General features: G+C 62.7%; 15 protein-coding genes. 8 read left to right on the top strand and 7 right to left on the bottom strand.

Annotated elements, in window-relative coordinates; translation table 11 throughout:
* Entirely contained in the window at positions 1-915 is a 915-nt protein-coding gene (locus tag AC0C6X_RS18205; protein WP_246304329.1) for an ABC transporter permease, read from the bottom strand.
* Between the two features lie 77 nt (positions 916-992).
* Positions 993-2,090: an ABC transporter substrate-binding protein gene (locus AC0C6X_RS18200; protein ID WP_247958679.1), complete on the bottom strand. Its 1,098-nt coding sequence runs from the start codon at positions 2,088-2,090 to the stop codon at positions 993-995.
* A 115-nt stretch (positions 2,091-2,205) separates the two neighbouring features.
* On the opposite strand from AC0C6X_RS18200, the gene AC0C6X_RS18195 reads away from it, so the two are divergent.
* Both AC0C6X_RS18195 and AC0C6X_RS18190 read left to right on the top strand, forming a co-directional pair.
* Positions 2,206-2,823, top strand: coding sequence for a TetR/AcrR family transcriptional regulator (locus tag AC0C6X_RS18195; protein ID WP_173517639.1), 618 nt, complete (start codon positions 2,206-2,208; stop codon positions 2,821-2,823).
* Positions 2,824-2,890: 67 nt separating this feature from the next.
* Positions 2,891-3,283, top strand: a complete 393-nt coding sequence (locus tag AC0C6X_RS18190) for a YybH family protein (protein ID WP_173517640.1) — start codon at positions 2,891-2,893, stop codon at positions 3,281-3,283.
* A 13-nt stretch (positions 3,284-3,296) separates the two neighbouring features.
* Here AC0C6X_RS18190 and AC0C6X_RS18185 read toward each other — a convergent pair whose 3' ends face one another.
* From AC0C6X_RS18185 to AC0C6X_RS18170, 4 genes are all read right to left on the bottom strand, one after another.
* On the bottom strand, positions 3,297-3,446 hold the full coding sequence (locus AC0C6X_RS18185) for a hypothetical protein (protein WP_173517641.1): 150 nt from the start codon (positions 3,444-3,446) through the stop codon (positions 3,297-3,299).
* Between the two features lie 132 nt (positions 3,447-3,578).
* Positions 3,579-4,493: a transglutaminase-like domain-containing protein gene (locus AC0C6X_RS18180; protein ID WP_173517642.1), complete on the bottom strand. Its 915-nt coding sequence runs from the start codon at positions 4,491-4,493 to the stop codon at positions 3,579-3,581.
* 393 nt (positions 4,494-4,886) lie between these two features.
* Positions 4,887-6,200 carry an NAD(P)/FAD-dependent oxidoreductase gene (locus AC0C6X_RS18175; RefSeq protein ID WP_173518192.1) on the bottom strand — a complete coding sequence of 438 codons (1,314 nt, stop codon included), beginning with the start codon at positions 6,198-6,200 and terminating at the stop codon, positions 4,887-4,889.
* Positions 6,197-7,564 (bottom strand): glutamine synthetase family protein, encoded by a 1,368-nt coding sequence (locus AC0C6X_RS18170; RefSeq protein WP_173517643.1) that lies wholly within the window; start codon positions 7,562-7,564, stop codon positions 6,197-6,199. The genes AC0C6X_RS18175 and AC0C6X_RS18170 overlap by 4 nt, the downstream gene beginning before the upstream one ends.
* A 175-nt stretch (positions 7,565-7,739) precedes the next feature.
* Between AC0C6X_RS18170 and AC0C6X_RS18165 the strand changes: the two genes are divergently transcribed.
* Both AC0C6X_RS18165 and AC0C6X_RS18160 read left to right on the top strand, forming a co-directional pair.
* Positions 7,740-8,432: a GntR family transcriptional regulator gene (locus AC0C6X_RS18165; RefSeq protein ID WP_173517644.1), complete on the top strand. Its 693-nt coding sequence runs from the start codon at positions 7,740-7,742 to the stop codon at positions 8,430-8,432.
* 329 nt (positions 8,433-8,761) lie between these two features.
* Complete coding sequence (locus tag AC0C6X_RS18160) at positions 8,762-9,865, top strand: M24 family metallopeptidase (protein WP_472954481.1); 1,104 nt, start codon at positions 8,762-8,764, stop codon at positions 9,863-9,865.
* Positions 9,866-9,995: 130 nt separating this feature from the next.
* Here the strand turns inward: AC0C6X_RS18160 and AC0C6X_RS18155 are convergent, their stop codons facing one another.
* The gene (locus AC0C6X_RS18155; RefSeq protein WP_247958681.1) at positions 9,996-10,253 is read right to left on the bottom strand and encodes a hypothetical protein; all 258 of its coding nucleotides are present in this window, start codon (positions 10,251-10,253) and stop codon (positions 9,996-9,998) included.
* A gap of 145 nt (positions 10,254-10,398) precedes the next feature.
* On the opposite strand from AC0C6X_RS18155, the gene AC0C6X_RS18150 reads away from it, so the two are divergent.
* From AC0C6X_RS18150 to AC0C6X_RS18135, 4 genes are all read left to right on the top strand, one after another.
* Positions 10,399-11,115, top strand: coding sequence for a FadR/GntR family transcriptional regulator (locus tag AC0C6X_RS18150; RefSeq protein WP_173517647.1), 717 nt, complete (start codon positions 10,399-10,401; stop codon positions 11,113-11,115).
* A complete protein-coding gene (locus AC0C6X_RS18145; protein ID WP_247958682.1) occupies positions 11,112-12,284 on the top strand; it encodes a PLP-dependent transferase in 1,173 nt (390 codons plus the stop codon). Before AC0C6X_RS18150 ends, AC0C6X_RS18145 begins: the two co-directional genes overlap by 4 nt.
* A gap of 67 nt (positions 12,285-12,351) precedes the next feature.
* Positions 12,352-13,614 (top strand): ABC transporter substrate-binding protein, encoded by a 1,263-nt coding sequence (locus AC0C6X_RS18140; RefSeq protein WP_247958683.1) that lies wholly within the window; start codon positions 12,352-12,354, stop codon positions 13,612-13,614.
* A 96-nt stretch (positions 13,615-13,710) separates the two neighbouring features.
* A complete protein-coding gene (locus AC0C6X_RS18135; protein WP_173517650.1) occupies positions 13,711-14,646 on the top strand; it encodes a carbohydrate ABC transporter permease in 936 nt (311 codons plus the stop codon).
* The last annotated feature ends 1 nt before the right edge of the window (position 14,647 follow it).

The following is a 14,647-nucleotide window of genomic DNA, read 5'->3' as shown; positions in this document are numbered from 1 at the left end:
TCAGGCCCTCTCGATCTTCAGCCAGCGGGCGCAGGCCACGTAGGCGAAGGTGACGGCCAGCATCAGCACTATCGACAATGCGGCAGCCATCGGGAAATCCGCCCGGCGCCCGAGCTGCAGCATGATGATCTGCGGCAGCACCAGCTCGTTGTTGCCGCCGAGGATCTGTGGCGTGACGTAGTCGCCAATGCAGAGCACGAAGGTGAGGAAGGCGCCGGTCATGATGCCGGGGAGCGTCAGCGGCAGCACCACGTGCCAGAAGGTCTGGAAGGCATTGGCGCCGAGATCGGCGGCCGCGCGGCGGTAGTTCGGCGATAGCTGGATCAGGTTGGAATAGATCGTCAGCGTCAAGAGCATGACGAAGAAATGCACGAAACCGATAACCGTCGCCGTGCGGGTACTGGCCAGCTCCAGCGGCTCGGAAATCAGCCCGATGCTCATGAACATCTGGTTAATGACGCCGTTCTTCGACAAGACCAGCAGCCAGGAATAGGAGCGCACCACATAGGAGGTCCAGAACGGCAGGATCGCCAGGATCAGTGCCAGGCGCTGCAGCCGCTTCGGCACGCGTTCGGCGATGATCCAGGCCAGCGGATAGGCGAGCAGCACCGAAATCACGGTGACGATCACGGTGATTTCGAGCGAATTGACGAGCCCTTGGAACAACGCGTTCTCGGAGAAGAAACGCACGTAGTTGTCGAAGTTCCAGATGCGGACGAGATCCCGCCCTTCCCGCTTCCAGAGGCTCATGGCAGCCATGAAGGCAAAAGGCACGACGAAGAAGGCCAAGGTCCACAAAAGCGCCGGCGCGACGAAGCCCCAGGCCTTGCGTCGGTCCGCGTCTTCGAGCGCTGTCGCTGATCTCAAGGTTCCGGCGTCTGCCATGGCTATCCCGGGCTCAAGGGTTGCGGGCATGATTTGCCCCCGCGCCGCCGCAGCGGCTCACAACGAAGATCAGGCGGGCGCGGCGTTAATCGCGCCCGCATCCATGATTACTGCTGCAGCATTTCGGTCCAGGCATCCTGGAACTGCTGGTCGAGTTCGGCCGACGGGATCGGGTAAAGCTGCGTCTTCTTCAGATATTCCGCCTGCTGGTCGAAGCGCAGCGCCGCCTTCTGCTGGTCGGTGAGGTGCTCGCCCGCCCTGGCATTGGCCGGCATCGCCCAGTAGCAGGAAGAGGTGGCAAGCCGTGCCTGGCCCTCGGGGCTCAGGATGTACTGCACGAATTTCAGCGCCAGGTCCTGCTTGGTCGAATCCTTCATCACGCCGATCGACTGCGCCCAGCGTACCGCGCCCTGTTCGGGAATGGTCCAGTCGAGGCTCGGCTTGTCGGCGGAGAGAACGGCGGTGATCCACTCGCCGCCGCCGACGAGAATATCGACCTCGCCGGTCGCAAGCGCCGTCTGCGAGGAGACGACGTCGCTCACCTGCTTCGACACGGCGCGCATCGCCGCCAGCTTTTCCTTGATCGCCGGCATGTCCGCTTCGCTGAGTTCGGCGGTCTTCTTGCCGAGCCCGAGACCGACGAGACCGATCATCGGCAGGTAATAATCATAGAGCGCGATGCGGCCCTTGTACTTGTCCGACCAGATGATCGACAGGTCCTGCATGTCCTTCGGGTCGACCTTGGTCTTGTCGTAGGAAATCGTGTTGTAGCCGAACTTCTCGGTGACGGCGTAGATCTTGCCGTCCTTGGTGTTGTTCGCCTCCATGCGCACTTCCGGGAAGATGTCGGCGGTCGGCAGCGCATCTGCCGGCATTTCGGCGAGCAGGTCGAGGTCGATAGCACGATGAACGTCGACGCCATCGATGACGAGCACATCCCAGTCGCCCGGCTGCGATTGGTCGAGGATCGAGAGCCCCGCCCCGGTGCCCTCATAGACCTTGACGTTCACCTTGACGTCGTTGGCCTTCTCGAATGGTTCCAGCAGTACCGGATCGGTGTGGTCGCACCAGACGAGCGCGTTGAGCTCTTCCTGGGCAAAAGCCGGCGCGGGCGCTGCGGCCGTCGACAGCGCGGCGATGGCGATGGCCGCCGTGGAGGAGAAAAAACGGCGCAGGCGCGCACCGTCACGAACTGACTGCATCATGCTGTTGCCCTCTTGTTTTGACGCTCGTTCCGGCGTCTTCAAAAAAAGATTGAATGAATTCATTTTTTAAGTCAATCTCAATTTTGAACCAATTCATAATTCGGGGAAACATCAGATGACGGGACTGCGCGCACGGCAAAAGGCCGATCGGAACCGGCGTATTCTCGACGCCGCCGCCGCGCTTTTTCGCGAGGTCGGCTATGACAGCGCGCGCATCGAGGACATTGCCGAGCGCGCCGAGATCTCGGTCGGAACCTTCTACAACTACTATGAAAACAAGGGCGACATCCTGCTCGCCACCGTGTCGATGGAAGTCGAGGAAGTGCTTGCCGCGGGTCGCTCGATCGTCGACAATCCGCCCGCCTCCGTCATGGGCGCGCTCGATGCGCTGATCGGCGAATATTACGACCACTCGCTCTATTATCTCAGCAAGGAGATGTGGCGCACGGCCATGGCGATCGCCATCCAGCAGCCGGAAAGCCCGTTCAGCAAACGCTACACCGAACTCGATCGCCGGCTCTGCGAACAGATCTCGACCCTCATCCTCAAGCTGAAGGCCAAAGGAGTCGTCGCCATTGATGTCGATGTCGAAGCGGTCGGCGAGATGTTCTTCAACAATCTCAACATGATGTTCACTGAGTTCGCCAAGCGCGAGACGATGTCGCTCGACGACCTGAAGGCGCGCGTTTCCCGTCAGAACCGGCCGCTGGCGACGCTGATCGCCGCACGCTGAGCCCGCTCGCCTCACGAGAACACGAACCGGAGCGAACCTCGCTCCGCGGAAAAACAAAGGGAATCGGATGCAAGATCTCGAACAGTCGGTGCTCGCCGCCGCCGACGGGCTGGTTGCCGCCTTTGCGCAGCACGACCGTGTCGCCTATTTCTCAGCCTTCGCGCCCAACGCCACCTTCATCTTCCACACACTCAACCGGCCACTCTTGAGCCGGGCGGAATACGAGGCGGAATGGTCGCTTTGGGAGAAGCGGGATGGTTTTCGCGTGCGCGCCTGCCGGTCGAGCGAGCGGCATGTCCAGGTGATCGGCAATGTCGCAGTCTTCACGCACCGCGTCGACACCGAGCTGGAGTTCAATGGCAAGCCCGCGACCGCCGACGAGCGGGAAACGATCGTGTTCCAACGGGAATCTTCAGGCGAATGGATTGCCGTGCACGAGCATCTGTCGCGGCTCGGCTGATAACGGCGGGAGATCAGATGGCGCCAAAGACAATGGCGCTGACAAAGGAAAAGGCGGCAAGGATGGCGATCGCGTGCGGAACTAGGTGGACAAGCGGCCGGCGCTGAGGTGCGGTTGCATAAAGCGTGTATCGGGACTGGACCATCGGTTTAGCAGCGTTCATCGCGTCTCTCCGTTCATGCGCGGGCCAGCGCCCATCGACTGTCTTGTTCTCCTATATTCTCCATTGAGTTTGTAGATATTATTTTCCGCAATTGGCGCAAACCGTAAAAAAATCGGTTCGACACCGGCGCCTTCAATGCCGGTTGCGCTTGCGCTCCTGCAGATGTTTCGACCAGGTCTCGCTGAACCACGGGGTCAACAGCGAAACGTCGGAGGCACGATGCGAGCGCGTCAGCGCGCTGTCCGTCTCGACGCAGGTCCAGACGGTGAAGGCCGTCAGCTCATGCTTGCCGAAAGTCTGGATCAGCGGAATATCCGCCGCGTCGCGCCCGCGGGCCACCGCAATGCGCCCCGCCCGCCGCTGGTTGTTCTTGGCGTCGAACGTATGCCACCGGTCACTGAGAAAGACCTCGAACCAGGCGTTGAAGTCCATCGGCGCCGGATTGTCGCTCTCCGGGATATCGGCCATGTAGCCGTTCACATAGCGCGCCGGCATGTTCATGCAGCGGCAGAAGGTTATCGCCAGATGCGCATAGTCGCGGCTGACGCCAAGGCGATCCTCATGGGCTTCGAGCGCCGTTCGCATTGCCTGCGCATAGCCGTAACTGAACACGAGCCGCTCATGCACATAGTCGCAAATCGCCTGGACGCGCTGCCAGCCCGGCGGCACGTCGCCAAACAGCCGCCAGGCGAGCGCGCCAAGCCGGTCCGTTTCGCAATAGCGGCTCGCCGCGAGATAGGGCAGCCACGCTGCCGGCAGATTTTCGACCGGCACCGCCTCGGCCAGCGGATCGGAGGCATCGAGCCTGCCATCGTCCTCGATGACTGCATCATAGGACAGCTTGAAGTCGCCTTCAGGCACCGTCATCCGCAGACAATTGTTGCCATGCGGATCAGTGATCTGCTCCATCTTCACCAGCGGTGAAGACACCGGGCCATGTTCGCGGCGAAGGGTCCGTCGCCGCTCGGGCACTACGGAAAGATAGGTCATCATCGGAGTCGGTTGCGGACAGCGTATGCCGATCTCATAGCCAAAGCGCACGAACATCTGAGACCTCCCAGGATCAACCGGGAGTCAAATGCTCCCCGCCTGCCTTGCCCGCGGGAATGCGGGCCCTCCTTGGTATCCGTTGGCATGCGGTCACTCCCAAGGACTGGCCACATGCCAAAGATGCAACGGGCCCATCCAGCCGACGGGCCGATGCCCTACAGCGACGCGCGTCTTCTCAGACGCGCAAAGGTCGCTGTAGCACTTTGAATCGCTGCATGTTTCTCTCCTTAAATCGGCGACGATTTAAGGAAACATGCAGTAGAGGCTTGATAGTAGCGCAACGACCGGCGACGCGAAATTGCGCTCCGCGGGAAATCGACTGTCCGACTCGCGCGCAAAGGGCGCGCCTTCCTGGCAAGCCACTCCTTCGCGGGGCGTCGGTCTTTCGCCTTACAATCCGACCGCATCCTTGAACTGGTACCACCAGGAACCGATCGTCGAATATTGCGCGCGGAACATCCGCCCGCCCGGGAATGGATACCAGGGCAGTTTCGCGAAGACGTCGTAGCGCGTGGTGTCGCCATCGATCGCCTCGGCGAGCGTGCGGCCGAAAAGGTGCGAACCGGTGACGCCGTGGCCACTGTAGCCGTGGGCGAAGTAGGTATTGGAGCCGATCCGGCCCATCTGCGGCACGCGGGTGAAGGAGAGCGCGAAGTTGCCGCTCCAGGCATAGTCGATCTTCACGCCCTTGAGCTCTGGGAACACCTTTTCGAGATTGGGTTTGAGCTTCGCAACCACATCGGCCGGATCGGTGCCGCCATAGACGGTGCCGCCGCCGAAGATCATCCGCTTGTCGGCAGAGAGGCGGAAATAATCGAGGATGTAACGCACGTCCTCGACGCACATGTCGCTCGGAATCAGCGCGTGCGCCAGTTCCTCGCCGAGCGGCGCCGTCGTGATTATCTGCGTCGAGACCGGCATAACCCGCGAGACGAGCTTCGGCACCGCGTCGCCGAGATAGGCATTGCCGCAAAGCACGACGATGCGCGCCGAAACCTCGCCGTTCTGAGTGTAGACGGTCGGCCGAGACGCCTCGTGGTCGACCCGCGTCACCGGCGACTGTTCATAGATGGTCCCGCCGATGCTTTCGAATGCGCGCGCCTCGCCGAGCACGAGATTGAGCGGATGCATGTGGCCGCCGGTCGTATCGAGCATGCCGCCGCAATAGGCATCCGATTTGACGAGCTTGCGGAGCGCTTCGCGGTCGAGAAGCTGGTGGTCGTCCATGCCGTATTTGCGCCAGAGCGCCTGCTTGGCTTCGAGCTCCTTCATATGCGCAGGCGTATAGGCGGCATAGATGTTGCCCGGCTTCAGGTCGCAGTCGATCTGATACTGGCTGACGAGGCGGCGGATGATCTTGCCGCCCTCCTGCACCAGCCCGCCGATGAATCGCGCCGCATCCTCGCCGTAGCGGCGCTGGATGGTCGACAGGCTGGCGTTGAGGCCGTTGACGACCTGGCCGCCATTGCGGCCCGACGCCCCCCAGCCGACCTGCGCGCCCTCGACGACGACGACCTTGTAGCCCTTCTCGGCAAGATGGATCGCCGTCGACAGGCCGGAATAACCGGCACCGACGACGCAGATGTCGGTCTCGACGCGACCCTTAAGCCGGACCGGTGTGCGGATGATATTGCGGGAAGCGGCGTAGTAGCTGGTCGGATAGCTGCCGTCGCCGGCATAGGATTTCTGTTTGGTAAGCATCAGACGATTTCCAGATAGGCGCTGAATTCGTAATCCGTGACCTGCTCGGCAAAGCCGGCGATCTCCTGGCGCTTGCAGGCGATCAGCATCGAGCGCAGCACGGGGTCGAAGATCTCGGCGGCAATCGGTCCTGCCTCGAAGGTATCGACCGCTTGCCCCCAATCGGCGGGAATTTTGGACAGTTTCTCCGCTGAATAGGCGCGACCCGAAACCGGCGCCGGCGGCTTCCACTTGTTGCGGATGCCGACGAGTGCGGCGCCGAGGATCGCGGCGATGACGAGATAGGGATTGGCATCCGCGCCAGCGACGCGATGTTCGATACGGCGCGCATTGGGGTTGCCGCCGGGAATGCGGATCGCCGATGTGCGGTTCTCGTATCCCCAGCAGACGGCCGTGGGCGCATGCGTGTCGGGCCTCAGCCGCCGATAGGAATTGAAATGCGGCGCAAAAAGCAGGGTCGTCTCTGCCATGCCGCGCAAGAGGCCGGCAACGGCGTGCTTCAGCACCGGCGAACCTTCGTCGCTGCCGTCGTTGAAGACGTTGTTGCCCTCCTCGTCGAGCAGGCTGAAATGGATGTGCATGCCGTTGCCCGAACGCGTGCCGTAAGGTTTCGCCATGAAGGTGGCGGCAAGCCCGTGCTTGCGCGCCACACCCTTGACGATGCGCTTGAAGAAAATGGCGTCGTCGGCCGCCTTCAGCGGATCGTCGGTGTGCAACAGGTTGATCTCGAACTGGCCGATGCCGTTCTCGGCGATCGCTGCGTCCGCCGGTACGTTCTGCCGGGCGCACTCCTTGTAGACGTCGGAGAAGAACTCACCGAAATCGTCGAGCTCGTCGATCGAGAGGATCGCGTCGGAATCGAGCCGCTTGCCGGTATAGGGCGAGATCGGCGGCACCGCGCTGTCCGGCTCCGGATCGATCAGATAGAATTCCAGCTCGGTCGCAACGACGGGGCGCAGGCCGAGTTCCTGATATTCGCGCACGACCGCCGCCAGCGCCTGGCGCGGATCGGCAAGGAACGGCTTGCCGTCCTCGAGCTGTAGCCAGAGCGGCACCAGCGCGCTCGGCCGCGAGGTCCAGTTGACCGGCAGCGCTCCGCGGCCGGTGACGCCGCAGATGCCGTCGCGGTCGCCGCTCGCAAACACCTGCTCGCTGTTGATGATGTCCTCACCCCAGACGTCGACGCCAACGATCGAGAGCGGCATGCGGATGCCGCCGCCCAAGACCTTCGCCGCCTGCTCCACGGGAACGCGTTTGCCGCGCATGATGCCGTTGAGGTCGCAGACGACGGCTTGAATGCTCTCGATCGGCCCGTTCTGCTCGAGCCATGCCTTGAATGCGCTGGGGTCTTCCGCGTCGAGCGACATATCTCAAATCTCTTTTTGTGATCACATTTTCAGAAAGTTGACATAGTTCAGGAGTTGGAGTCAAGCATGAGCAATGCTATCAGGCGTGTGACGTAGAGCGAGGCGCCGGCAAGTGTATGCGGCTCTCCGCTCGCATCCCGCTCCCACCGTGGACCAGGCAGAAGGACATGCGCACTTGAAACCCCTTGTTTTGCCGCCACTTGCGCGACCCGACGGCATGACCACGCACGACTACGCCTTCAACCGGTTGCGCCAGGCGATCATGGTTGGCGCCTTCCGGCCCGGCACTTCTGTCACCATCCGCGGCCTTGCCGAAGCGCTCGAAAGCAGCCCGACGCCCGTGCGCGAGGCGCTGCGCCAGCTGACCTCGATCGGCGCGCTGCAGTTCCTGGAAAACCGCCGCATCGTCGTGCCGCACATTACGCCCGCCCGGTTCGAGGAGTTGATCTCGCTGCGCATCGCGCTCGAAAGCCATGCGGCCCGCCGGGCCGTCGCCCATCTTTCCGAGCGCCAGATCGAAAACATCACGGCAATCGACGACAGTATCGAGACGGAAATCCGCAGGGGCGACAAGGTGGCCGCACTGATCGCCAACCAGGCATTTCACCGCAAGATCTACACGGCCAACCCCGATCCGGTCGCCATGCCGCTGATCGAAAGCGTCTGGCTGCAGCTTGGCCCCATCCTCGGGATTGCCATGGAACACGTCACCGAACTCTATGTGGTGGACCGGCATCGTGAAGCGATCGAGGCACTTCGGCGGCGCGACGAAGAGGCCGTCGCCGATGCGATCGCTGCCGATATCAGGGAGGGCATCGGCGGCTTTGACCAGCAGGCGGTCGCGCGTCTCCTGCGATTGGCCGCCTGACCTGCCGCCGGCACCGCAGATCCACAAATTTTAGTGTGACTAAAATTCTATATTGACAATGCCGGAGCACGGCACCAAAGTCTTGCAAATACAAATGCATAGCGCCGGGAAGCGATCAGCTTTCCGAGCCTGTGCGCGTGCATTCGAGGGGAGGAGACCGCTTGAAGAGCCAGAGATCCGTATCCCGGGGCAACACCTGCACCGGCCTCGAGCATTCCTCATAGACACACTTCGCGCCGAACCGGTCGGCGCTGTCCTCCACCCGTCCGTCGGCCAGCGACGTGAATGACGTTCGGCATCCCATTGCCTCCAACAAGACAGGAAACCCCATGACGGAACTCACCAGGACCCGTTTTGCCGCGCTCCGCCGCAAGATGGCCGAAAACGATGTCGGTCTCATCGCATTGGCGCCCGGATCGCACATGGATTGGCTGATCGGCTACCATCCGCATCCGGACGAGCGGCCCTGCCTGCTGTTGATCGGCCCGGAAAGGGAGGCTTTCCTGATGCCGGCGCTCAACGCCGAAGGCACACGCGAACACACCGACATCGCTTTCCACAACTGGGCCGATGACGAGGGCCCGGCCGCTGCCCTGACGGCGGCGCTCGCCGATATCGGTGCCGAAAAGCCCGGCCGCGTCGTGCTCGACGAAACCATGCGTGCCGATTTCGCGCTGCTGCTGATCGATGCCCTGCCGGAAGATACCGCCCGCGAGTTCACGCCGGCAACGCTTGGCAGCCTTCGCATGCGCAAGGACAAAACCGAATACGAACTCCTGAAGATGAACGCCGGCATCGCCGACCGCGCCATGCAGGCGGCGTTTTCGAAGATCCGTCCCGGCATGACCGAGAAGGAACTGGCAGCCGAAATCCGCGGGCATTTCTCCTCCGAAGGCGCGGCACCGGCCTTCTGGATCGTCGGCGCCGGCGGCAACGGCGCTTTCCCGCATCACTCGGCAAGCGAGCGGGTGATCGAGGAAGGCGATGCCGTCGTGATCGATATCGGCGGCCGCAAGCAGGGCTTCCCGAGCGACATCACCCGCATGGCGATCGTCGGCCGCGCGCCCGAGGGGTACGGCCAGATCCACACCATCGTCGAAAAGGCCGTGCAGGCGGCAATGAAAGCCGCGCGCCCCGGCGTGCTCGCCAAGGACGTGGATGCCGCCGCCCGCAAGGTGATCAGCGATGCGGGCTATGGCGAATACTTCGTGCACCGCACCGGTCACGGCATGGGCATCGACGGCCATGAGCCGCCCTACATCACCGCAACCTCGGAAACCGTGCTGGAAGAGGGCATGGTGTTCTCGATCGAGCCCGGCATCTACCTGCCCGGCCGCTTCGGCATCCGCCTCGAGGATATCGTCATCCTGCGCGAAGACGGGCCGGAGGTTCTTTCCTCGCTCTCCCGCGACGTGCACGTCGCCAAGGTCTAAGGCTCTTCCAGGAAAAGTGTGAAACGGTTTTCCGTCGGAATCGCGACTTTTCGGAACACGGAATGAGCTGACGAAATTCGCGGCGCCTTCGGGCGCCGCTCTTCTTTGCCCTATTCCCCTGCCGGCCTGGCTACTGGGTCGGTCGCTTGCGCGGCTTCGGCATCGCGCTTCCGGCACCCTCCTTGCCGCGGCGAGGACCATAGACTGGCTCCCGCTGCTCGACCGGCGGCCAGATCCAGTAATGGCCATAGGGCTTGCGCTGGATTCCCTCGTAATACTCGCCCTTTCTGGTGCGCATCTGCGCTTTGGCCTCGCCCGCGGCCGTCACCACGATGAAGAACGCGCCGACCACGGCTGCAATCACGAACCAACATTCCGATTTCATCATCACCAAAAGCTCCTTACCTCCATGTCTACGCCGGGAGCGGGCGCGGTCAACACCTGCGCGTCTATCAGTTCCCCCTTGACGACCTCCGCCGCCGTGATCATAGTGCTCGGATGTCAGACCAATTTGGCCTCTGGGAGGAAGCCGAATGAGTGAACCGGCAAGAGCGGCGCTGATGCCCCTGCCCCCGGCCGACCGGGCCCAGCAGGTCATTGCTGCGTTGGCTGACTACATCGAACAATCGGGCCTGAAACCCGGCGAACGCCTGCCGGCAGAACGGGAGCTGATGACGGCTCTGGCCGTCGGCCGCTCCACCATCCGCGAAGTCATCCGCCACTTCCAGGCGCTCGGCGTCGTCGAGGCGCGCAAGGGCAGCGGCACCTATCTCCTGCGCACGATCTCCGGCGCCACCGTCCACATGCCGCTCACGCTCGACGCCGCGCATCTGCGCGACGTGCTCTTGATGACGCTCGAGGTCCGCCGCGGCATCGAGGTCGAGGCGAACATGGTCGCCGCCCGCCGACGCACCGACGAAGACTTGAAGATCATCGAAACGAAGCTCAACGAGATGGAGCGGGTGCATATCGCCAAGGGCACCTCGGGTCCGGAAGACCTCGCCTTTCACCTGGCGATCTATGATGCCACCCACAATCCGCTCTTCCGCCAGCTTCTCGAGCAGATGCGCGAGGCCTTCGAGCGCTTCTGGGAAGAACCGTTCGACCGGTCGGACTTCGCCCGCCGCTCCTTCCCCTTCCACCGCACCCTCTTCAACGCGATCGCGGCTCAGGATCCCGACACCGCGCGCGAAGAAACGCTGAAAATCCTCGCGATCGTCGAGGAAGACATCAAGGAAATGTCCAAATGACCAACGGCCTCGATCCGTTCGACCACGCCTCGCTGATCGTCGCGCATGACGAAGGCCACGCCTTCGATGCCGTCGTGCCGCCGATCGTGCAGACCTCGCTCTTCACCTTCAAGGATTACGACGACATGGTCGCCTCCTACCGGGGTGAGCGCGTGCGGCCGATCTATACCCGCGGCCTCAACCCGACAGTACGCATGTTCGAGGAGATGCTGGCGAAACTCGAAGGCGGCGAGGACGCGATCGGTTTTGCCAGCGGCATGTCGGCGATCTCCTCGACCGTGCTTTCCTTCGTCGAGCCGGGCGACCGCATCGTCGCCGTCAACCACGTCTATCCCGATGCCTTCCGCCTGTTCGGCACGCATCTGAAGCGCATGAAGATCGAGGTGACCTATGTCGACGGCCGCGACGAGGAAGCGGTCGCGAAGGCCCTGCCCGGCGCCAAGCTCTTCTACATGGAGAGCCCGACGAGCTGGGTGATGGACACCCATGACGTCGCCGCACTTACCCGCCTCGCCAAGGACCAGGGCATCATCACAGCGATCGACAACAGTTGGGCAAGTCCGATCTTCCAGCAGCCGATCTCGCTCGGCGTCGACCTCGTCATCCATTCGGCGTCCAAATATCTCAGTGGCCACTCGGACGTCGTCGCCGGTGTCGTCGCCGGATCGAAGGAACTGATCGGCCGCATCCGCTCCGAGGCCTATCCCTATCTCGGCGGCAAGCTCTCGCCCTTCGACGCTTGGCTCTTGATCCGCGGCCTGCGCACGCTGCCGATCCGCATGAAGTCGCATGAGCGCTCGGCGCTGACCGTGGCGCGGCGGCTGCAGGCCCATCCGCTGGTCGAAACGGTCTGCCATCCCGGCCTCGGCAACACCTTGCCACCGGGCCTTTCCGGCACCTCGGGCCTGTTCTCCTTCATCTTCCGCGAGGGCGTCGACGTCAGGCGTTTCGCGGACCATCTCGAACTCTTCAAGCTCGGCGTTTCCTGGGGCGGACATGAAAGCCTCATCGTGCCGGGCGAAGTCGTGCTGTCGCAGAAAGCCCAGCCCAATTCCGCGGCCGCCTTCGGCATCTCGCCGCGGTCGGTACGGCTCCATGTCGGCCTGGAGGGAACGGAGGCCCTCTGGAGCGATCTCGAAGCGGCACTCGCTTTCGCTTCGACTGGCTGACAGGAGCGGGATGCAGATCCCGCTCTCCCCACTTTGACCAAAACCAACGAAGAAAAGAGGGAACAAAATGAAGAAACTGATTACCGCCACGCTTCTTGCCACCTTGATGGCCGGAAGCGCGCTCGCCGACACCAAGCTGAAACTCGTCGAGGTCATCACCAGCCCCGAGCGCACCGAGACGCTGAAGTCGATCGTTGCCAAGTTCGAGGCGGCCAACCCCGGCACGACGGTCGAGATCATCTCGCTGCCCTGGGGCGAAGCCTTCCAGAAGTTCGCCACCATGGTCTCCGCCGGCGAGCTGCCCGACGTGATGGAAATGCCCGACACCTGGCTGTCGCTCTACGCCAATAACGGCATGCTCGAAAGCCTCGAGCCCTACCTCGCCAAGTGGGAACACACCGGCGGCCTCACCGAACGCGCGCTCGAACTCGGCCGCGACGTCAACGACACCGCCTATATGCTGCCCTACGGCTTCTATCTGCGGGCGATGTTCTACAACAAGAAGCTCTTGTCGGAAGCCGGCGTCAGCGAGCCGCCGAAGACCATGGACGATTTCGTCAAGGCGTCCGAGGCCGTCTCCAAGCTTCCGGGCAAATCCGGCTACTGCCTGCGCGGCGGTCCGGGCGGCCTCAATGGCTGGGTGATGTTCGGCGCCACCATGGCCGGCAGCAACAAATTCTTTAACGAGGACGGCACCTCGACCATGAACAGCGAAGGCTGGGTCAAGGGCCTGACCTGGGTTATCGACCTCTACAAGAAGGGTTTGGCTCCAAAGGACAGCGTCAACTGGGGCTTCAACGAAATTGTCGCCGGTTTCTACAGCGGCACCTGCGCCTTCCTCGACCAGGATCCGGACGCGCTGATCGCCATTGCCGAGCGCATGAAGCCCGACGATTTCGGCGTCACCACCATGCCGAAGGGCCCGAGCGGCAAAGCTTTCACCACCATCGGCTTCGCCGGCTGGTCGATGCTCTCCGCCAGCCAGAACAAGGACCTCTCCTGGAAGCTGATCGAGACGCTCGAAGGACCGGAAGGCAACATCGAGTGGAACAAGCGCACCGGCGCGCTGCCGGTGCACAAGTCGGCCGAGAAGGACCCCTTCTATGCAAGCCCGCAGTTCAAGGGCTGGTTCGACGAGCTCGCCGACAAGGACGTCGTGCTGACGGTCATGCCGACCTACCTCGAAGAATTCGCCTTCTTCAAGGATTCGCTCGCCATCAAGACCACCCAGGAAGCTCTGCTCGGCGACATCACGCCGGAGGAACTTGCCAACCAGTGGGCGGACTACCTGACCAAGGCACAGCAGAAGTTCCTGGCCAGCAAGAAATAAGCCTTCGGCCGGCGGCGGCTTGCCGCCGCCGGCCTTTCATTCGTGAAAATAGGCACGCCCGAAAAACCGGCGGCCGCACAGGGGAAAATTCGATCGATGGACTATGTCGCCCGCCAAAGCGGCCTGCCCAAAAGCAGGACGCCGTTGATGAAGCGCATCGCCGACGGCGCCGCGCCCTATCTCTATAGCGCGCCGGCGCTGATCCTGATCGTCACGGTCATGCTGGTGCCGCTGGTGCTCGGCGTCTCCTACGCCTTTCGCGACATCCAGCTCCTGAACCCGTTCTCCGGTGCCTATGTCGGCCTCGATCATTTCCGGGCACTCTCCGAGGACCAGGCCTTCTACCGGGCGCTGCGCAACACGCTCTGGTGGACAGGCGCCTCGGTTCTCCTTCAATTCGTCTTCGGCCTGATTCTGGCGCTGCTGCTCGACAAGCCCTTCTATGGCCGCGGCCTGGCACAGGCCCTCGTCTTCCTGCCCTGGGCGGTGCCGAGCTTCCTCGCCGGCCTCAACTGGGCCTGGCTGTTCAATCCGGTCGTCGGTCCGCTGCCGCACTGGCTCTTCGGCCTCGGCATCATGAGCGGGCCGAGCAACATTCTCTCCGATCCCCAGCTTGCCATGTGGGGCCCGATCGTCGCCAATGTCTGGTGGGGCATTCCCTTCTTCGCGATCACGCTTCTTGCCGCCCTCCAGGCTATCCCCCGCGATCTCTATGAGGCCGCGAGCATCGATGGCGCCGGCCCGGTGCAGCGGTTCCTTTCGATCACGCTTCCCTTCCTTGCGCCGACGATCGCCATCACCATTCTGCTGCGCACGGTGTGGATCTCCAATTTCGCCGACCTGATCATCGTCATGACCAATGGCGGACCGGCCGACCGCACCCAGATTGTCGCCAGCTATATCTTCACCCAGGCCTTCAAGCGGCTGGATTTCGGCTACGCCTCGGCGATCGCGCTGGTGCTTCTGGCACTGCTGCTCGCCTATTCGATGCTGATCGTCATCCTGCGGCAGTGGCTCTTGAGCAAGGATTGAG

Source organism: Ensifer sp. VA4, assembly GCF_055710065.1.
The sequence above is the reverse complement of the archived record's forward strand: the minus strand, read 5'-3'. Positions and strand labels throughout refer to the sequence as shown.